This is a genomic window from Scytonema millei VB511283, assembly GCF_000817735.3.
Lineage (GTDB): Bacteria > Cyanobacteriota > Cyanobacteriia > Cyanobacteriales > Chroococcidiopsidaceae > Chroococcidiopsis > Chroococcidiopsis millei_B.
Map to the genome: position 1 here is coordinate 807019 of NZ_JTJC03000001.1, position 19367 is coordinate 826385.

Here is a 19367-nt window from a genome sequence, read left to right on the forward strand (position 1 = left end):
CTTTTTTCTAATTGGACGTGAATTGCTCAGAGCAATTCTTTCACAGTACAGGGTTTAGTCAGATAATCATCTGCCCCTAACTCCATGCCTTTACGGATGTCATCTCGACTTATTCTACTAGTGACAAATATAAAGGGAATCACTGCTGTGGTAGGATTTCTACGAACTGCACTCAGAACCCCAAAACCGTCGAATTCCCCGACTCTAGTAACGCCGCAAACGATTAGATCGGGTAGCTGTTTTTGTAGTTGTTGTATACCAACTGTACCATTTTCAGTGGCGATCGCGTGAAAACCTTTAGCTGTCAAACACTCTGAAAACAAGCTGCGAGTTTGTGCGTTCTCTTCAATGACCAAAATCTTTTTCACCACATCCTCCACGACTAATTATCGTTCACATGGGAAGGAGCGATCTGGATAAAACAGATTTTTCAAAAGCATTTTGTAATACTCTTGTCCTTCCAATGAATGCAAGAGTCGCTAAATCCTACAAGCAATAGTCTATTCGATTGAAGTCTCATAGCAGAGTCATTCAGGTACTACAGCACGTCCAATTCAATCAGCGAACGCTTACTGTATGGAATCTCACCTTAGAAAACACATGTTAAGTTGGTTGCTTAACACGGTAGGAATTGAGACAGCCTAACAAGTCACTCATTGGGAGCTTAACAGATATCTTGTCTGCTTGCGAAAGCTACTATGTATAGTTTATGTCTAACTTATGTCTAACTTACTTTTTTTGATGAGCCAGCAAATATTAATAAATAATTGTAATCAAACTGGTAATTCTGGTTTTTAAACGAACACTTGTTATGCAGCGATCGCAGATCGAGTTAACGCCTACACAATATTTTCTATAAATTTGAAATATTGTATTCGAGCGCACCAGTTGTATTTAATCTAAGCTGATGCTTTTGATAGACGCGCTGACAAGAATAGAGGAACTATTCTATTGCTTGTCGTTAATTCCCGTGCAATCCGATCTACAAGTTTTCAGCAGAGCTAGGTTAGCAGAAAATTGTTTCCAAAATCGCCTATTGCGTTTACTGTATCAAAATTCACTCAAATTCAGCCTAACAAAATCAAACTTTTACCTGTTGGTGTCACTACGAAAACCAAATTATATATCTTAGTTCAAAATCATTTTTAAGGGGACTTTGCATTGCTGTCAATTAGTCGCGGAGTGTCTGCAACAGCGACGATCTCGATCGCTTCACAAAGTAGGATTCCGATCGGACGGCGGTTGTATATATCCTCACAATTTGATGAAATACTAGCTCATCTCTTTTGGTGGAAGGGGAAGTTGAGCGCCTGGTGCTAGAACAAACGTATGTTGGGTGAAGCGATCGCCCATCCCATTTTGTTTATAGCTTCAGGGAGAAATGAGAAATGAATGATGCATCTGCGCCCGATCGAGCAACCAAGCCAGAGCCAGAAGTTGACGCAGCTGGGCAGGCTCAACTTCACGCACCTCCTGATGCAGGTGGAAGTGCTGTTCTAGATGCAAACATCGCCTTCGGAGCTAGCACAGATCCAGAGGGAGAAGCGATCGCCAATCCCATTGCTACCAATTTCTCAGCGTAGCAACCTTATTACTTGGGGCATCCCGTTTCTGGATTTACTAAATCAAATGTTTTAAATCGTAGGGAGTTCAATTATGAAAGCAGGACAATACTTTGCCTTAATTACTGGCATCATCTTTCTTCTTGTTGGTGTGATGGGATTTATACCAGGCTTTGTGCAAGCGCCTACGGGTACAGCTGATGCAGTTGGACTTGCGTTCACGTCTGGATACGGTGATTTGCTGGGATTATTCCCGATCAACGTCTTACACAATATCGTTCACCTGCTTGTAGGAATTCTGGGAATTGTTGCCTCTGTCTCGTTGGGTAGTAGCCGCCTCTATAGTGGAGGACTGGCAATCTTCTACGGACTGTTAACTATCATGGGGCTGATTCCCGCTACTCAAGCGACTTTGGGCTTGATTCCAATTTTCGGGAATAATGTCTGGCTTCATGCAGTTACTGCGGCGATCGCCACTTACTTTGGCTTTATCGCTACACCAGATTTATTAGAGCTACGCACAGGGAAGAGGGCATTCAACAAGTAGCAATGTTTCTATTGCGTGACGTAAGCAGCGACTGCGGCAAGAATCGGGATAGAGGCGATCGCACAAGAAAGTTCTAATTGGCGCTGGCAGTGGAGCCAAGATATTTATGATTCTCACTGGTCTGGTAGCTTCGATCGCCACTGAGAAGTGCGGCACAGCCGGCAGGATTGTCAACCTAGCGAGTGATGTATGCGAGCTGGCTCTGACGTATTTATTAACTATTAGAAGTGAATCTCGTGAGTTCAACCAAGTTGGCTGCGGATTCAAGCTGGATAAATTCGTCCTTCAGACTTTAAGGAGTAACATTAGATGCAACTGAAGCCAATAAATCAGCAGGTCGTTGCAGTAGTTGGGGCTTCTAGCGGCATCGGGCGCGAGGCAGCACTTCAGTTTGCAAAAAAAGGGGCGAAGGTAGTTGTCTCTGCTCGCAGTGAGTCGGGTTTGGCATCCCTGGTAAACGAGATTCAAAGCTTCGGTGGTGAGGCAACCGCTATAACCGCCGACGTAACGGTATTTGAGCAGGTTCAGGCGATCGCAGATAAAGCCGTCGAGGTGTACGGGCGACTCGATACATGGGTACATTGCCCTGCTAACAATGTCTTTGCCACTGTCGAAAACATAAAGCCAGAAGAGTTTCAGCGCGTGATTGATGTCAGTCTGATGGGGCAGGTATACGGTGCTATGGCAGCACTACCCCATCTCAAGCGTGAGGGACGAGGGGCGCTGATTCACATCTCTTCCATGTTAGGTAGGCGTAGTCTCCCGCTCCAAAGCGCCTACTGCACGGCAAAGCACGGCATCGAAGGTTTTCTCGAATCCCTGCGCGTCGAGCTACAACATGAGAAAATACCGATCGGCGTCACGAGCATCATGCCTGCCGCAGTCAATACACCCTTCTATAACAATGCTCTGACAAAGTTGGGAGTGAAGCCATCAGCACCACCGCCCTACTACCAACCCAGCTTGGTAGCTGACGCAATCCTCTACGTTGCCGAACACCCGACTCGCGATTTTCCTGTAGGGGATGCGGCTAGAGTCATAGATCTGCTACAGCGTCTCTCGCCATCATTGTTAGATTACTTATTTGCACGTGTTGCTTTCCCACTCCAGCATACTGACGAGCCGAAGTCTGAAGATGCGCCCAACAATCTTTATGAAGCCGTACCAGCCCATGACAAAGTTAAGGGAGACTTTGACAACCTGGCGATCCCAAGCGTTACTGACTGGCTGGATAAGAATCCACCGCTCAAGTGGGGTGCGATCGCTACCATAGGAATATTAGCCTTGCTGTCGGCACAAGCATTCAAAGGGGGACGAGTTTAGGATGGACTCGGCAACGCCCAAAAATCCGATAGAGTTATGGCAAGTCTACATACAGGGGCTGCAAAAGTTGGCTCAGCTATGGGCAGAGCTACTACAGCAGTCACTAGAGAGCGCCCGCAGGACGGCAAGCGGCGATTTCTTTATATCATTCGAGCCGATAAACTTCTACTGGAACATCTACGAACAAACCTTGGGTAGCTTTCTGCAAACCCCAAGTTTGGGTTACACCCGCGAGTTCAACCATAAACTACTTGCGGGCTTCGATAGTTGGATAAACTTTTATAAGGCGAGTTTTGACTATCAACTAGTGCTGCTCGGTGTCTGGGCAAGGGCTTTTGACGAGTTGATGCGCGAATTGGCAACTTCCGAGGAAAAGGACAAAGCGATTCAGAACTGGCGACAGTTTCTCCAAGTTTGGAGTAGTTTATTCGATCGAGTATTTGCCCAAACGTTTCATTCAGAGGATACCCTGAAGATCCGAGGCAAATTCTTGAGTGCAGCAATGACCTACAGGCTACAACAGCAACAGCTAATGGAAGTCTTTCTGAAGATGAATGACTTACCAACTCGGAGCGAAGTAGACGAAGTTCATCGCAGCATCTACGAGATGCGTAAGGAAATCAAAAGCCTGAAAAAAGCTGTGGCAGAAACACAATGAACAGAGCAGGGGAAGCAGGGGGAGAATGGGAGTTAAGCCAAAAGCTGTTTAAAGGTGTCGAGAGCTTCAGCCATCTGCGCGAGGAGGATATTCAAATTGGGGTCACTCCTAAAGAAGAGGTCTACCGCGAGGACAAGGTGGTACTTTACCACTTTAAGCCCAAGGTAGAGCATTCGCTGAATATTCCCATCCTCATCGTTTATGCCCTAGTCAATCGTCCTTATATAGTCGATTTACAGGAAAATCGGTCATTTGTTGCCAATTTACTCAATCTTGGTATCGATGTCTACCTGATCGACTGGGGTTATCCCAGCCGAGCCGATCGCTGGCTTACCCTTGACGACTATATTAATGGCTATATTAATAACTGCGTAGACGTGGTGCGCGATCGCCACAATCTCGATCGGATTAATCTGTTAGGAATTTGCCAGGGTGGAACCTTTAGCCTTTGCTACAGTTCCCTTTACCCTGAGAAGGTGAAAAACCTAATTGTTATGGTTACACCTGTTGATTTTCACATCAAGGAGGGACTTCTCAACGTTTGGGGTGGATGCACTCTGCGATCGCAAGCTCAGGATATAGATCTCATGGTCGATGCTTTAGGTAACATCCCTGGTGACTTCCTGAATTTAGAGTTTTTGATGCTAAAGCCCTTTCAACTGGGAGTGGAAAAGTATATCAATCTGCTCGATAGCATTGACCGAGAGGACAAGCTGATTGACTTTGTGCGGATGGAAAAATGGATTTTCGACAGTCCTGACCAAGCCGGAGAAGCCTACCGACAGTTTATGAAAGACTTTTACCAGGGAAACAAATTGATCGAAGGTATGCTCGAAATTGGCAACAAACGGGTGGATCTAGGGAATATCCGCATCCCAGTTTTAAACATTTACGCCGAGCAGGATCATCTGGTTCCGCCAGCATCCTCCTTGGCGCTTGAGAAATACATTGCTAGCGTTGACTATACAGTGCATTCCTTCCCAGTTGGGCATATTGGCATGTACGTCAGCGGCAAGGTGCAACAAAACCTGCCTCCAACTATTGTTGAATGGCTGAAGCTAAAAGCTGATTGAACTTGTATAGATGAACACAAAATTATTGAACTTCGATCCTTTCTCTGTGCAGAGGACAAGTCAGATAACAAAGATTATTTTTATAATGAAATATGACAAATGGCGAAAACAAACTAAGCCTCTAGTTATTTAATTTTGTTCTGTACTAGCGGCTTATATTATGATGCAAAATAAACGTAGTTCTATGAATCAATCAACTTTTTTTTCTGGCGTTTTCTTCAGCAGATTGAAATAACCCTCCCAAAATTGCTTCTGAGTTTCGATAGACATACGGGCTAACAGAGCTTGGAATTCTAAAGAACTCGTTACTACCTCTTCCTGAAATCTCAGAGTCTTATTGAAAGTTTCAGTAAAATTCAGTGGGTTATAACTGGATGTAGTAAATGGTACAGCAGCAGTCATGTTATTGATAAATTCTCGCTGCCAGTCACTGAACTGGTGCAAGAACCGTTCAAAATTGTTGTTCCAATCCATTGCTATTGCTCCTTTTACTTTATTTTGAAATAGCAATTGTCTTGCTTATCACTCTATCAAAAAATGATTGTTATTTGTCAATTATAACTTCACAATTCACAATTAAACACTACTCACAAATGACCAAAGACTAATGACAGCCGTAACGCCAATTCTTATAGATTGCTTAGGTTGCTATGTAAGCATCTGCCTTTAGTTAGTAGCACTTAAAAACATAACGGTTTAAAAGAAAAGAAATTAGTGAAGATGTATGCAAGAAGCCTATATTGTCTCGGCAGTACGCACGCCGCTTGGTAAGTTTGGAGGTGTCCTAGCATCCTTTTCGCCAGTAGATTTAGGCGCGATCGCCATGCAAGCAGCGTTGGAACGAGCCGGAGTATCGGGAGAAGCTTTAGACTTGTATATCTTTGGCAACGTACTCAAGGCAGGTCATGGGCAATCCTTGCCGCGTCAGGCAGCTTTCAAGGCTGGAATTCCAGAGACGGTGAACGGGTATGCAGTGGATATGGTCTGTTCTTCGGGCATGATGAGCGTGATGAATGCTGCTACTGCTATCCGCTCTGGTGAAGCTGAAATTGTACTTGCTGGTGGAATGGAATCCATGTCGCAGACGGGGTTTTTCCTCTCGCACCGAGCCAGGTGGGGGTATAAGTTCCTGCTAGGTGCGCCAGAGCAACTGACCGATATTCTGCTCTACGACGGTCTTACCGATCCGACTACTGCTGAAGCGATGGGAGCGCAAGCCGAGCGCCTGGCAGCAACTTATAATATTGGACGGACTGACTTGGATGAAATCGCTCTTTACTCACAGCAACGGGCAGCGATCGCCACCGAACAAGGCTGGTTTAAGCATGAGATTGTTCCGATTAAAATTGAGGGAAAGAAAGGTTTGCTCCTGGCGGACAAAGATGAAGGAATCCGCCCCGAAACCACATTAGAGAGCCTGACAAAACTCAAGCCTGCTTTTGGCGAAGATGGAGTATTTACAGCTGGCAACAGCAGCCAGATATCGGATGGAGCAGCAGCTTTGGTCTTGGCAAGCCGAGAGGCAGTGGAACGATACGAACTCAAGCCCCTAGCGCGGGTAATTGGAGGAGCTTGGGCAGGTGGAGAAGCTTGGCGCTTCCCCGAAGTGCCGATTTTGGCAGTGAAGAAGCTTTTAGACAAGCTGAAAATGAGAATTTACGATTTTGACTTGTTTGAGAACAACGAGGCTTTTGCTCTGAGCAACGTGCTGTTTCACCGGATGCTGGGGATTCCTTACGAGAAGCTCAATATCTATGGGGGCGCGATCGCCTTGGGGCATCCCATCGGAGCTTCGGGGGCAAGAATCGTAGTCACGCTGCTGAATGCCTTGCAAAAGCGAAATGGACAGCTAGGGCTAGCAGCTATTTGTCACGGTACTGGCGGTAGTACGGCGATCGCAGTGGAGCGACTAAGATGAAGGAATTGCTCAATATAGATGGGCTAGGAGAGCAGATTGGGATCTCTTTGGGGCTGGAAGATAAAGTTATTTTGGTAACAGGCGGTAATAGAGGCATTGGAGCGGCGATCGTCAGATTGCTAGAAAAGTTGGGAAGTAAGGTAGCTTACACCCACCGGAGCGATCGCAATACTCAGCATCAAGCTCTGGCAATTCAAGCCGACGTGACCGACAAAGCAGCGATGGAGGCAGTGGCAGAACAGATCGAACAAAAACTCGGCTCGATCTATGGGGTTGTCGCTAATGCTGGGATTACCCGTGACAACTTTTTTCCCAAACTGACCTCCGAAGACTGGGATGCCGCGATCGACACCAACTTAAAAGGAGTCTACAACACGTTGATGCCCGCGATCCCCAAGATGTACGATCGCAAAGAAGGCTCTGTGGTCTGCATCAGCTCAATTTCGGGCGAACGGGGAAATCTCGGTCAGACCAACTATGCAGCATCCAAAGCGGCGATCGTTGGTCTGACCAAATCCTTAGCCAGAGAAGCGGCGCGGTACGGGGTGCGAGTTAACGCTGTAGCACCAGGATTCATTGAGACTGACATGGTTAAGTCGATCCCCGACAAAGTGCAAGAACGCATTTTGTCCGAGATCCCTTTGAATCGCTTTGGCAAGCCGGAGGAAGTTGCCTGGGCAGTAGCGTTTTTGCTCTCCCCAATCGCCAGCAGCTACATCACGGGCGCAGTTCTCCGCGTCAATGGGGCGCAGCACACTTGAGAACTGTCTAAGAAGCAACTTTTGTCAGAAACTCGTTTAATGCATTCGTAAAAAGTTCGGGGCGCTCGACATGGGGTAGATGACCGCAATCTGGGATCAAGGCGAGGTGTCCTTGCTGTAGACGACTAACAGCAGCTTGAGCCTGCTCTTTTGGAAAAATCTTGTCGTCAGTTCCCCACACCACAAGAGTTGGCATATTTAACTGTGGTAGAGAGTCGAGCAACACTTCCCGCTGTCCGGTTACATTCAGTGAAGCCCGTAGCGAGGACAGGGTAGCCTCAAGATAGCCAGGAAGAAGCGCCATTCGCTCCTGATCCGTCAGCCACGCAGTAGGAGCTTTCATGGGTTGGGCGAAAAACAGCGCCGCCCGCGCCCACGAACGCTGCTTCGCGCCAAGCGGTGTTCTACACCAGGTAGTGGCAAGTTCTCCATATATGGGCAATGTCAGTTGAGACAGCAGCGGGGTGACTGAGGAACCAAGCCCAGCGCTGTCTACTAACACTAGACCTGGCACTTGTTCGGGATGTGACAGGGCAACACGCAGGGCAATTAGACCACCGAGCGAGTTGCCGACTAACACAGCTCGCTCGATCCCAAGCGCGTTGAGAAAATCGAGCGCAAACTGCGTCAAAAATTCTAGAGAATAGATAACGTTGGGTTTAGCACTATCGCCAAAACCTGGAAAGTCTGGGGCGTAGACGCGATGCGTAGCTGCCAGCGCGGGCAGTACCCATGACCAATCAAGCGCACTATCACTATCTCCATGTAGCAATACTAACGGTAGACCATCATTACCCGCTGTTAAGTAACGAGTGGTTAGACCGTTTATATTTATTCGCCGTTCTTTAACCGTCGTTTTCACAATTTACTCCATGACAATTACACTTTAACGGTAATTTGCAGAGCTACTACGCAGGTATTTTCTAAATTTTTTGCAACACAATTACTTTTTGGAATCTAGATGCAATATCTAACCAAGGTTAGGTGTACTATAACTGGATTGTTCTCAGATTGAGGAAGATATTTAAGTTTTTTCTGCTCGATCTAACTGAATCTAACTTTCCTTGTGTTATTTCTTATACTTAGTTAGAGCTAATTCATATAAAACAATCTCTATCAAAAGGTAATTGCGTTTGAAAAGATCGAGCTAGAGACAAGTGGAAAATTCATCAGTTTGCGCTTGCATCGGGTCAAAGGCAAAATTTCTATTTTTCCAGCTCTTAGGCTAGTTATTAACGATCGCTCACATCAATGAATGTCAAATTGACTCCCAGCAAATGTTGTTTTTGACTGAAAACAGGAACGATGGAAATATCAAAGTAACTTGTACCTTTTAAAGTGTTCCACTCAATATTTTTCAAAGTGATTCGACGACGATTGCGATAAAACGCTTTCATCGAAGTATGGGAACCCAATAGCTTTCCAGGTTCGAGTTCTTCAAAAGGACGGTGATAATTGTTTAGGGTTAATCCGAATAAGATATTTGCCTGCTCGTTGGTAGCGACTAAACGACCATTAACGTCTACTGCTAGTTGAGCCTCATGACTCGTTTCGTAAGCAGTTTGCCAGATGCGAACTTGGTACGTCATGGCATCAAGCGCTTGCTTTTTACTAGATTTGGGGTTGATTAATAGGTGATTGTCCAGTTCTAGATTTAGCCCTTTTGCATAAACGTGATGCTTTAAATTAATCGGCGTAAAAATTTGTCTGTGGTTGACTAATGTTTCTGACTTACCTAAGAAGAGAAAACCAGTGTTTTTCAGCGCAAAGTGGAAGCGAACAAAGATCGATGCTTGTGTCTCCCCGTTGAAATAAATCAGCACATTCCGACACGATAATAGATCGATTTTGGACATCGGCGCATTTTTAGCCAGGTTGTGACGACCGAAGACGATCTGGCGGCGCAGTTGTCGGTGAAACACATAACCATTAGGAGTTGGCTCAAAGTATTTCTCCAGCAGTTGGGGAGGAATTGATGTAACTTCTTTGGAGTTATAAGTGGCAAGACGCGCTTGTCCAATCGCGGCTTCATCCACATCTGTGGCATAAAATTGAACTCGCTGCAAACAAGCTTCGATCCCTAAAGCTTCGGCAAACAACATCAGTAGGGTATACACTTCATGTCCAGCAGCACAACCCGCACTCCAGACTCGAATTGATTCATCAGGTTGCTTGCTGGCAACGATTTTGGGAACGATCTCATGTGCTAGATAATCCCAAGCATCGCGATCGCGAAAGAAACTAGTAACATTAATCAGAACAGTATCTAAAAGTGCCATCCACTCCTGGTCATGGCTTTGCAAATACTGTAAGTAGTCCTGATAGCTACCAATGTTGATACTCTGCATTCGCACTCGTAATCGCCGCACCAAGCTAGAGCGTTTATACTCAGTCAAGTCACAACCCCGATTGTGCTTGAGATAATCTAATAACGCTTCAAATTCTGGCTCGGCTTGGGACAGATTCATGGAAGGGTTTGAGATTTATTCTCTAACTCCAGCTTATAATGAAGAATTCACCACTCTGGTAAAATTGGTAGCTTAACGGTAAAGGTTGCACCTTGCCCAACTCCTAAACTGGCGGCGTGGATCGTGCCGTTGTGGAGTTCGACTAGGTGACGGGCGATCGCTAATCCCAGTCCCAATCCCTTAGCCGAATTTGAACCTTCGGCTTGACTCAAGCGATCGAAAACATGGGGAAGAAATTCAGCAGCAATACCAATACCCGTATCCATAACACGAATTTGGGCGTAAGAGGCATGAGGATAATTGCCGTCCTCGTCGATCGCTGACAGTTCAACAGTGACGCTGCCTGAATCTGGGGTAAATTTAATTGCGTTGGTCAGGAGATTACAGATAACTTGCCCAAGTCGGTCGCCATCGCCCAAAACAATAATATGCGGCTCTCGAACGCTTGGTTTCCATTGTAAATGAATATCTTTAGCGATCGCCGCAGTCAAGACTGCGGCGATCGCATTCTCAATTACTAATTTTAGTTCGACAGGTTGAAGACTCAAACGCAGTTTACCTGCACTAATGCGGGACATATCCAGCAAGTCCTGAATTAGCTTGGCTTGCAGTGTGGCGTTACGCTCGATTGTGTCTAGCGACTTCATCAACATGGAGTGATTTGTCGGTGAGCTGCGTAGTAACCGCGTCCAACCGAGGATGGCAACTAAAGGAGTATTCAGTTCGTGGGAAACGGTTGACAGTAACTCATCCTTCCTGCGACCGATCTCTCTTTCCTGACTCAGTGCAATCCTTCGCAGTTGTGCCATCTGGAGATGAGCGTTGACGCGAGACACAAGTTCAGCAGCAGAGAAGGGCTTGATCAGGTAGTCATCCGCCCCTGCTTCTAGCCCCGACACTACCGACTCTTCGCCTGCACGGGCAGAAAGCAGGATGATGGGAATCTCTCTAGTTTGTGGGTCGGCACGTAATGCTTGGAGCAACCCAAAGCCGTCTAAGTGGGGCATCATCACATCACTCAGCACCAGGTCTGGGACTTGCGCCCTTGCCGCCACCAGCGCCGCTGCTCCATCCGCAACCGCTTCAACTTCAAGGTTTTGTTCGCTGAATATTCGCTTGAGATAATCGCGCATATCGGCATTATCATCGACCAGAAGAATGCGAGAAGGAGTGGGAGAGTAGGGCTGTGGGAGAGTGGGGGAGCAACCGTTCATTCCCCCCTCTCTCCCTCCCCCGATCTCCCCCTCTTCTTGGGGCAACCATCGCTCTGCCTCCTGAACATACGGGGCTGCACCGAGTGCTGTTGATGCTATGGTGCGTGTGGCTTGAATACGATCGCTTGGCAAGTGTGCTGTGCCTAATGGAATTGTGACAGTAAAACAGCTTCCTACTCTTGGAGTGCTGCTTACCTCTACAGTGCCACCATGCAGTTTAATTAATTCCTGTACCAAAGCTAGTCCGATTCCAGATCCTTCATGAGTCCTAGCTTTTGCTCCCCGCACTTGATAAAATCGCTCGAACAGATGGGGCAGTTCCTCCGGCTCAATCCCGATGCCTGTATCTTGTATCTGTAGCATCACGCGATGCCGAAGGCGGTTCGCTTCGCGACCATCGTCATCGATTTTGAGCAGCCTAACGGCGATTTCTCCTTCTAATGTAAACTTAAAGGCGTTTGAGAGCAAGTTAAGCACAATTTTCTCCCACATTTGGCGATCTACGTATACAGGATCGCCGATCGGCGTACAATCGACCACTAGCCGCAACCCAGAGCGTTCAATGGTGGAACGAAATACACTTGCTAACTCAGCTGTGAACATTGACAAGTCGGTTGGTTCATAAACTGCTTCCATCCGTCCGGCTTCGATGCGGGAGAAGTCGAGCAGGGTATTAACCAGTTTCATCAGACGCAAGCTATTGCGGTGAGCGAGTTCCAGGCGGACTCGATGAACAGGGTCGAGGGGGTAGGTGCGATCGCTTAAGGCATCTTGCAGGGGAGCAAGTAATAGCGTTAGTGGGGTGCGAAATTCATGGCTGACGTTGCTGAAAAAAGTGGTTTTGGCTCGGTCTAATTCTGCCAACGCTTCAACCCGTTTGCGTTCTTCTTCATAGGCACGGGCATTGGTGAGCGTCGTTATCACTGATTTACCTAGCAACGTATAAAACGTTTGGTAAGCCTCATCCAACGCTCGCCGAGGACTAACCCCTACAGCAAACACACCCCACGGATGCTCTAACCCTGGCAGGGCGATTGGCACGACAATGGCAGACTTGGGAGTTTCTGGGTAAGGGCTACACTTGAATGCGCCAAACCGTTGTTCCAATTCATCGATCTGTCGAGTTTGACCGGATGCTCCCTGAACAGTTGGAGACAATTGCGCCACTTCTGCAAGTGCCCAAAGTTCTGGCGATGCCTCTAAATCTACGGTCTTTGGGCAAAGCGCACTTTCTAGCTCCAGTCCAGTCACGCTCATTAAATCCGCCTGTTTGCCGTTCGCATTCAGCTGATAGAACAGCGTGAAGGGCAGATCGAGTTCATGAGCCGCAAGGGCTTGAGCGATCGAGCGACAAGCTTCTTCGATTGTCTTCGCATCGGCAGTATAATCTGTTACATCACGCAGCACCCTAAGCCGCCGTTCTGCTAGGATTTGCTGAGTCATCTCTGTGACTGGGTGAAACAGTCCACCTACACCGCCTGTTTCATCGCGAATGGGGCTAAGGGAGAACGTGAAGAAGGTTTCTTCCAAATAGCCGTTGCGATCTAGGAACATCCGTCGATTTTCCAGAAAGGCAGTTTCTCCGGCAGTAGCACGCTCATAAGGTTCCCCAATCGCATCCCAGGCAGAGAGCCAGCATTCTTTGTAGTCCTGTCCCATCGAGTGGGGGTGCTTGTCGCCACAGATGAGCCAATAGCCATCGTTATAAATCTGAACCCGCCCAGGTCCCCAAATGATGTTAATCGGGAAATTTGAGGCAAGACAGAGGCTGACCGTCGTTCGCAAACTTTGCGACCAAGATGCAATTGGACCCAAGGGCGTTTTTGACCAGTCCTTAGAACGAATGAGTTTCCCCATTTCACCACTGCTATTCAGCCAGTCTGTGGCTTGGGATTTTTCGTTCCCGTTCATACAATTTCTCGTGCCTTCAACTGAAAACCGACTCCAGGCAAAATTACAAGCCTACCAGATACATCATCCACTAGGTCTGGTGCTCGTATTACTGATACCCATTTTGTCTATTGCTGGCAAACACATCCAGAGCAAGAGCGGCTTTCTTGCCTTCGGTTAAGCTGTCTATGTTTCCCAAGGATGGACATTTATTAATGTTTCTCATTTTGCCATTAAGAAAATTCTAAACTATTGCTAAATTGATATACAATGTTGGCTTGTAAAAAACTGAGATTTTTTTCCCCTGCTCACTGATCAGATCGCCCAGCAAGAATAGCCACCATTGCAATTAACTCCTTGCATGGCACTTATCACTCTACCCTTGCACCGTATTGTTTAATACGTAGGTAGTCATCAACGGCAATTTGACTCTAAACGTTGCTCCGAGTCCAACTCCGTCACTGGTTGCTTCAATTATACCTTTATGCAGTTCGACCAGGAGACGAGAGATTGCCAGTCCAATCCCCACTCCTCCAGGTGAATGACGGCTGGGAACTTCAGCTTGAGTGAAGCGATCGAAGACATAGGGGAGAAAGTCAGGATTGATGCCGATGCCAGTGTCTTCGATTTGAATTTGGGCATAAGAAGAGTGGTGAGTGGTGAATCCTCCCCTGCTCCCTGCTCCCTGCTCCCTGCTCCCTGCTCTTGTGAGCGAAATCTCTACCCGCCCTCCTTCGGGAGTAAATTTAATCGCATTGGACAGCAAGTTAGTCATAATTTGTTTGAGGCGATCGCTTTGTCCTAAAACGAATATCCCCGCGTTAGGGGAAGGCAATGTCTCGATCAATTGAATTGTCTTTGCCTCTGCCGTTGGACGTAGCTTTGCCACAACTTCTTTTGTCAGAGGAATGAGATCGACTTGTTGAATCTGTAATTGCAACTTTCCAGACAGAAGACTAGAAACATCCAACAAATCTTTCACTAGTTTTGCTTCAACCGTGGCATTGCGTTCGATCGCCGCTAGCGCGTGAGCTGTTTTAGCTCGATCTAAGGTTTGTGTTTGCAATAAGCGCGCCCAACCTAGAATCACAGCCAGCGGGGCTTGCAGTTCGTGAGTCACGGTCATGAGAAACTCATCCTTAAAGCGATTGGCGGATTGCTCTTGGCGCAGCCGTGCTAGTTGTAGATGCGTTTCAACTCGTGCCATCAGTTCGCGAGCAGAAAAGGGTTTGATTAAGTAATCATCCGCTCCCGCTGCCAAGCCTTCGATCGTTGCCTCTTCTCCCGCTCGTGCTGATAGTAAAATTATCGGAATACTTTTGGTTTGAGGGTCAGCCCGGAGCGCTTGCAGCAATTGCAACCCATCCATTTCTGGCATTATCACATCGGTCAGCACCAAGTCTGGAGGCTGTTGCTGGATTTGGGCGAGAGAGATCGCCCCATTCGCGGCTGTCTCCACCTGCCATCGTTGACTCAATAGCCGCTTCAGGTAGCCACGCATATCCGCGTTATCATCCACTAGCAGAATACGAGCAGGTGTGCGGGTGTGTGGCTGTGCGGGCGTTGACTCGATCTTCTCACCTGCCCATCTGTCCATTTGCCCACCTGCTTCTTCGGGTAGCCATCCCAGTGCTTCTTCTACATAGGCAGTTACACCTGTTGTCGTTGAGTCCAAGGTTTGAGGTGAGCCAATCTGTCCAGGGGGAAGATGGACAAACCCAGTTGGAAGCAACAGCTTAAAGCAACTGCCTTCTCCTTCAACACTGCTGACAGTAATCGTACCGCCATGCAGTTTGACTAACTCCTGCACCAGAGACAAGCCAATCCCCGATCCTTCAAAGCTACGCCCGTTTGCCCTTTTCACCTGGTAGAACCGTTCAAACAAGCGCGGCAGTTCTGCGGCTGGAATACCAATGCCTGTGTCTTGTACGGTTAACTCAACCCAGTTACTAGCCGCTGTCAAGCGAACTGTAATCTCTCCTGCGAAGGTAAACTTAAACGCATTTGAGAGCAGATTGAGGACGATCTTTTCCCACATTGAGCGATCGATATACACTGGCTCCGGTAGAGGTGGGCAATCGATCGCCAGTTGCAAGCCTGCCTGCTCAATGGCTGACTCAAATGAACTCGCCAGTTCTGTCGTTAAGGTTGCGAGATCGGTCGGCTCATACACTGCTTGAATGCGACCCGCTTCGATGCGGGAAACGTCCAGCAGCGTATTGATGAGTTTGAGCAGCCTCATCGCGTTGCGCTGCGCCAGTTCTAGTTGCGATCGCTGTGCGGGACTGGGGGGATGTGTCAGATCGCTCAATGTCTCTTGAATCGAACTCAGCAACAGGGTCAGAGGAGTGCGAAACTCATGACTCACATTACTGAAAAATGCCTGCATCGCTTCTTGGGCGCGGTTGCGATCGTTTTCGGCTCGCTTCCGTTCCGTGATGTCGGTGAACAGCACCGCGACGCGGCGGCTTCCCAGATCGCCCAGCCGAAAGATGTTGAGGTCGAAGACCCGGTTTAGGGTTTCTTCTACCTCCTCGACGCGCACCGACTCGCCCGTCTCGGCTACCTGACCGTAGATCGCCGCCCATCGCGCGTTTGGCGTGCCGAGGATCTGGGTCGCCGTTCGATCGACTGGGTACTCCATCCCAGTGTGCTGCATGAAGGCAGGGTTCACCTCTAGGAAGAGAAAGTCGCTCCACCCACCCGCCTCGTCGGGGATGACTTCGACAACCGCGTAAGCCTCGTCCATCGAGTTGAACAGCGATCGGTATTTTTCTTCCGAGACGCGCAGGGCTGCTTCGGCACGGGCGCGTTCCAGGCGTATCCAGATGCGTGCCGTCAGTTCCCGCAGCAACTCGATTTCGTCGGCGCGCCAGTCACGCGGTTTGGAATCGAGCAGACTGAAATAGAAACGCCACTTGTCCTGACGGATGAGCGGCACGCCGACGAACGCGCCTACGCCCAGCGCGGCATAACGCTCTGCGTCAACCTGCTCGTCTTTCGCGGTATCGCGGACGACGGCGATTTCTCCGGCACGGTGGAGAAGTTCAAATTCCGGCGAGAAATAGTCTTTTGTCGCGTAAGAGCCTTTCAGGTCCGGCAAATCCGGCTGATACCATTCGTGGCTGACGCGACCCGTCTGTTGGTCTTCGCTGATTTCGGCGAAAATGACGCGGGCGACGTTGAAATGCCCGCCGATTTTCGCGCCGATCGCATCCATCGTTGCGTCAATGTTCGTCAGCCGCGCAAGATCTTGACTGACTTCGGCTAAAAAGGCGAGATTCGTTTCCGTGCGTTTGCGATCCGCTTCGCGGTGCTTTGCATCGGTGATGTCTTTGAAGACGACGGCGACGCGGCGGCTCTCCTGCCCGCCGACTTTGAAAGCATAAAAATCAAACCATCGATCGTGCGGTTTGGCATATCGTTCAGCACGCACGGACTCGCCAGTGAGCGCGACGTGCCCGTAGATTTCATACCAGTATTCTTCGTAATTTGGGTCAATCTCGCGCATTCGTTGCTCAGAGAAGTCCCGCCCAGCGAGACGCACTGCTGCCGAATTCGCTTCGAGGTAAAGAATGTCAATCGGTTCGCCATTCTCGTCGAAAATCACCTCGGACAAGAGGTAGCCTTCGTCCATCATTTCAAACAGCACTCGATATTTCGCTTCGGATTCGCGCAGGGCTGCTTCTGTGCGTTTTCGATCGGTGATGTCGATCGTAGAGAGTAAAAAACCGTCTTCTACTTGAGCGATGGTCTGCCAAAACCAGCCGTCGAATTGTTCGTAAGCGTAGTGGTGTTCGTGCGTGATGGGAACGCCGGACTCCGTAACCTGCTTGAACATATCAAACAACCCCGTTTCAACGACGGCGGGATTTTCCCTCAGCAAACGCTTGCCCGCCATCTCGCCCCATTGGTCGTTCCACTGCTTGTTGGTCAGCAGCCACTCGAAATCAGCGATGTCGCCGCGTTCGTCTCGCACGGCTTTGAACAGTTGGATGACTTGGAGCGAGTTGTCGAACGTCGCCTGCAAGAGTTGGTTTGTCTTGGTTAATTCCTGTTCTGATTGCTTGCGCTCGGTGATGTCGTTGAACAAAATGCCGACTTGCGCAAGAGCGGGTTCGCCAACGCGAAAGGCGTAAACGTCATACCAACGGTTAAGCTGTTCGGCACGATTCTCAAAGCGGATGGATTCACCCGTCGTTGCCACCTGCCCGTAAATTTCAAACCAATGCTCTTCGTGCTGCGGCGCAATTTCACGGATTCGTTTGCTGACGGCGTTCTCGATGCCCGTTTGTTTCTCGAACGACGGGTTGACATCCAAAAAGCGATAATCAACCGCTCTTTTAGTTTCGTCAAACAAAACTTCGATCGTGCAAAAGCCATCGTCGATCGATTCAAACAGCGATCGATATTTTGCTTCACTCTGGCGCAATTGGTCGATCGCGGCTTGTTCGGCTTCTGTGGCGCGGCGCATGTCTTCGACATCGGCGATCGTGCCAACCCAACCGCGCAAGGTTCCGTCAGCGTCCAATAAAGGTTCACCGCGCACGGCGACGCGCCGATAATCGCCAGCCACCGCGCGCAGCCGATATTCGGCGATCGCAGTCGTACGATTTTCAATCGCCGTTTGCCAGAGAAGCCTGGTTTGTTCCACGTCGTCAGGATGTAGGACAGCCAGCCAGCCAAAATTTTTGTATTCGTCAAAGGTTTGCCCAGTGAAACTTTCCCAACCTGGGACTTCGGCAATAATGTTGCCGTTTGGGTCTGCCGTCCAAACCATTTTTGCAGTGGCGGAAACTAACGTGCGATATTTTTCTTCCGATCTCTGCAAGGCTGCTTCTACCCGCTTGCGATCTGTGATGTCATACGAAACGGCAAGTGCTGCATAGATTTCGCCATTTGGATAACGCAACGGCGTTCCGCGTGAGATATAAGTGCGATCGTGTGCGTTGTGTTCGTACTCGAATGACTCGCCAGCCAACGCCTGACGGTACAGTGTCTCATAATTTGCCGCTAGAGCAGGTGGCAGCACGTCGAAAATCGTTCGTCCGACCAGATCTTCGCTTTTGAATCCAGCTGCGGACAAAGCTTCTCCTTCGGCAAGTAGGTAGCACAGATCGCGATCGACAACAAACGCGGCTCCCCCTGGTAGATGCTCGATCGTTTGGCGCGAACGTTCTTCCAATGCGCGTAAACTGACTTGTGTTCGCTGATGCTCGGCAATCTCCGCTTCTAAGGCAGCGTTAGCAGCTAGCAGCGCCTTGGCTTGTCGCTGCTCTCGGAGGAAGGCAGCAGTAAAATCTGCCAAGAGCGTCATCACGCGCACGTCTTCACAGTCAAAGTGTCGCTGCTCGTCGTGCGATATGACCCAGATCGTGCCGAGTGCATGGCTATCCGCAATCAAAGGCAACACCAAGGCTTCAACGATCGGCGTGTCGAACTCCTGCAAGTAGGTGAAATATCGTTCGGGATGGGAAAACAAGACGGGAGTGCCGCGTTCGGCTCCGCCGTGTCGTAGGCAATCGAGGCAAACTCCGGGGCGATCGCGCTTTGTCGTGCCACCGACATACTGTGACAATGTTCCGGCTAATACATTCCAGCAAAAGATTTCTTCTCCATCGCTCGTTGTCGAAAGCTCGCTCACCCCAACGGTTCCCGCACTGCATAGATCGAGTGCTATGTCAACTAGACTTTGGAGCATCTTTTGAGGCTGAGTCACCATCTGCTGTGCTAGGGTATGCAATGCTTGATTTTCTGAGAGCAGATCTGGGCGACGTGGCGAACGCCGAGATAAATCCTGGGTAATGGCAACGTCATCTAGCGTCACTGTCTGGGATCGTTGAGGTCGCTGCATTGTCTTTACTGCTCTCTCTGTTAGGCATTATCATTCAACTCGGCAGAAGCTAACAGCAGCAGTATGGTAAAAGTTTCGCTGCCTCTCGATCTTTCGCTA

General features: G+C 48.7%; 14 protein-coding genes. 7 read left to right on the top strand and 7 right to left on the bottom strand.

Going from position 1 to position 19367, the window contains the following annotated elements; translation table 11 throughout:
• Positions 1 to 26: 26 nt before the first annotated feature.
• Positions 27 to 368, bottom strand: a complete 342-nt coding sequence (locus tag QH73_RS29095; protein WP_309476443.1) for a response regulator transcription factor — start codon at positions 366 to 368, stop codon at positions 27 to 29.
• A 1020-nt stretch (positions 369 to 1388) separates the two neighbouring features.
• Between QH73_RS29095 and QH73_RS03650 the strand changes: the two genes are divergently transcribed.
• Together QH73_RS03650 and QH73_RS03655 are read left to right on the top strand one after the other, a co-directional pair.
• A complete protein-coding gene (locus QH73_RS03650) occupies positions 1389 to 1583 on the top strand; it encodes a hypothetical protein (RefSeq protein ID WP_052289991.1) in 195 nt (64 codons plus the stop codon).
• 73 nt (positions 1584 to 1656) lie between these two features.
• Positions 1657 to 2109 (top strand): DUF4383 domain-containing protein, encoded by a 453-nt coding sequence (locus tag QH73_RS03655; RefSeq protein ID WP_039715268.1) that lies wholly within the window; start codon positions 1657 to 1659, stop codon positions 2107 to 2109.
• On the opposite strand, the gene QH73_RS28005 is transcribed toward QH73_RS03655, so the two are convergent.
• Positions 2077 to 2283, bottom strand: coding sequence for a hypothetical protein (locus QH73_RS28005; RefSeq protein ID WP_236146879.1), 207 nt, complete (start codon positions 2281 to 2283; stop codon positions 2077 to 2079). The two genes, QH73_RS03655 and QH73_RS28005, sit on opposite strands and share 33 nt — an antisense overlap.
• A 135-nt stretch (positions 2284 to 2418) precedes the next feature.
• Between QH73_RS28005 and QH73_RS03660 the strand changes: the two genes are divergently transcribed.
• From QH73_RS03660 to phaC, 3 genes are read left to right on the top strand one after another with little or no spacing between them, the layout of a single operon-like run.
• A complete protein-coding gene (locus tag QH73_RS03660) occupies positions 2419 to 3432 on the top strand; it encodes an SDR family oxidoreductase (protein WP_039715270.1) in 1014 nt (337 codons plus the stop codon).
• Position 3433: 1 nt separating this feature from the next.
• Entirely contained in the window at positions 3434 to 4090 is a 657-nt protein-coding gene (phaE, locus tag QH73_RS03665) for a class III poly(R)-hydroxyalkanoic acid synthase subunit PhaE (protein ID WP_052289992.1), read from the top strand.
• Positions 4087 to 5163: a class III poly(R)-hydroxyalkanoic acid synthase subunit PhaC gene (gene phaC / locus QH73_RS03670; protein WP_039715271.1), complete on the top strand. Its 1077-nt coding sequence runs from the start codon at positions 4087 to 4089 to the stop codon at positions 5161 to 5163. Before phaE ends, phaC begins: the two co-directional genes overlap by 4 nt.
• 189 nt (positions 5164 to 5352) lie before the next feature.
• On the opposite strand, the gene QH73_RS03675 is transcribed toward phaC, so the two are convergent.
• On the bottom strand, positions 5353 to 5637 hold the full coding sequence (locus tag QH73_RS03675) for a hypothetical protein (RefSeq protein ID WP_039715272.1): 285 nt from the start codon (positions 5635 to 5637) through the stop codon (positions 5353 to 5355).
• Positions 5638 to 5887: 250 nt separating this feature from the next.
• Between QH73_RS03675 and phaA the strand changes: the two genes are divergently transcribed.
• Together phaA and phaB are read left to right on the top strand one after the other, a co-directional pair.
• Positions 5888 to 7081, top strand: a complete 1194-nt coding sequence (gene phaA / locus QH73_RS03680; protein WP_039715273.1) for an acetyl-CoA acetyltransferase PhaA — start codon at positions 5888 to 5890, stop codon at positions 7079 to 7081.
• Entirely contained in the window at positions 7078 to 7842 is a 765-nt protein-coding gene (gene phaB, locus QH73_RS03685; RefSeq protein ID WP_052289993.1) for an acetoacetyl-CoA reductase PhaB, read from the top strand. Before phaA ends, phaB begins: the two co-directional genes overlap by 4 nt.
• Positions 7843 to 7849: 7 nt before the next feature.
• Here phaB and QH73_RS03690 read toward each other — a convergent pair whose 3' ends face one another.
• The 4 genes from QH73_RS03690 to QH73_RS27680 form a co-directional block, all read right to left on the bottom strand.
• The gene (locus QH73_RS03690; RefSeq protein WP_039715274.1) at positions 7850 to 8704 is read right to left on the bottom strand and encodes an alpha/beta fold hydrolase; all 855 of its coding nucleotides are present in this window, start codon (positions 8702 to 8704) and stop codon (positions 7850 to 7852) included.
• 370 nt (positions 8705 to 9074) lie between these two features.
• Entirely contained in the window at positions 9075 to 10310 is a 1236-nt protein-coding gene (locus QH73_RS03695; RefSeq protein WP_039715275.1) for a CheR family methyltransferase, read from the bottom strand.
• Between the two features lie 47 nt (positions 10311 to 10357).
• Entirely contained in the window at positions 10358 to 13435 is a 3078-nt protein-coding gene (locus QH73_RS03700; protein WP_039715276.1) for a hybrid sensor histidine kinase/response regulator, read from the bottom strand.
• A 355-nt stretch (positions 13436 to 13790) separates the two neighbouring features.
• Positions 13791 to 19268 (bottom strand): ATP-binding protein, encoded by a 5478-nt coding sequence (locus QH73_RS27680; protein ID WP_052289994.1) that lies wholly within the window; start codon positions 19266 to 19268, stop codon positions 13791 to 13793.
• Positions 19269 to 19367 lie beyond the last annotated feature (99 nt).

Bases quoted from the DNA above. Each gene is read 5' to 3' on its own strand.
- QH73_RS03650 (WP_052289991.1), top strand. From the start codon at position 1,389: ATGAATGATGCATCTGCGCCCGATCGAGCAACCAAGCCAGAGCCAGAA.
- QH73_RS03655 (WP_039715268.1), top strand. From the start codon at position 1,657: ATGAAAGCAGGACAATACTTTGCCTTAATTACTGGCATCATCTTTCTT.
- QH73_RS03660 (WP_039715270.1), top strand. From the start codon at position 2,419: ATGCAACTGAAGCCAATAAATCAGCAGGTCGTTGCAGTAGTTGGGGCT.
- phaE (WP_052289992.1), top strand. From the start codon at position 3,434: ATGGACTCGGCAACGCCCAAAAATCCGATAGAGTTATGGCAAGTCTAC.
- phaC (WP_039715271.1), top strand. From the start codon at position 4,087: ATGAACAGAGCAGGGGAAGCAGGGGGAGAATGGGAGTTAAGCCAAAAG.
- QH73_RS03675 (WP_039715272.1), bottom strand. From the start codon at position 5,637: ATGGATTGGAACAACAATTTTGAACGGTTCTTGCACCAGTTCAGTGAC.
- phaA (WP_039715273.1), top strand. From the start codon at position 5,888: ATGCAAGAAGCCTATATTGTCTCGGCAGTACGCACGCCGCTTGGTAAG.
- phaB (WP_052289993.1), top strand. From the start codon at position 7,078: ATGAAGGAATTGCTCAATATAGATGGGCTAGGAGAGCAGATTGGGATC.
- QH73_RS03695 (WP_039715275.1), bottom strand. From the start codon at position 10,310: ATGAATCTGTCCCAAGCCGAGCCAGAATTTGAAGCGTTATTAGATTAT.
- QH73_RS03700 (WP_039715276.1), bottom strand. From the start codon at position 13,435: ATGAACGGGAACGAAAAATCCCAAGCCACAGACTGGCTGAATAGCAGT.
- QH73_RS27680 (WP_052289994.1), bottom strand. From the start codon at position 19,268: ATGCAGCGACCTCAACGATCCCAGACAGTGACGCTAGATGACGTTGCC.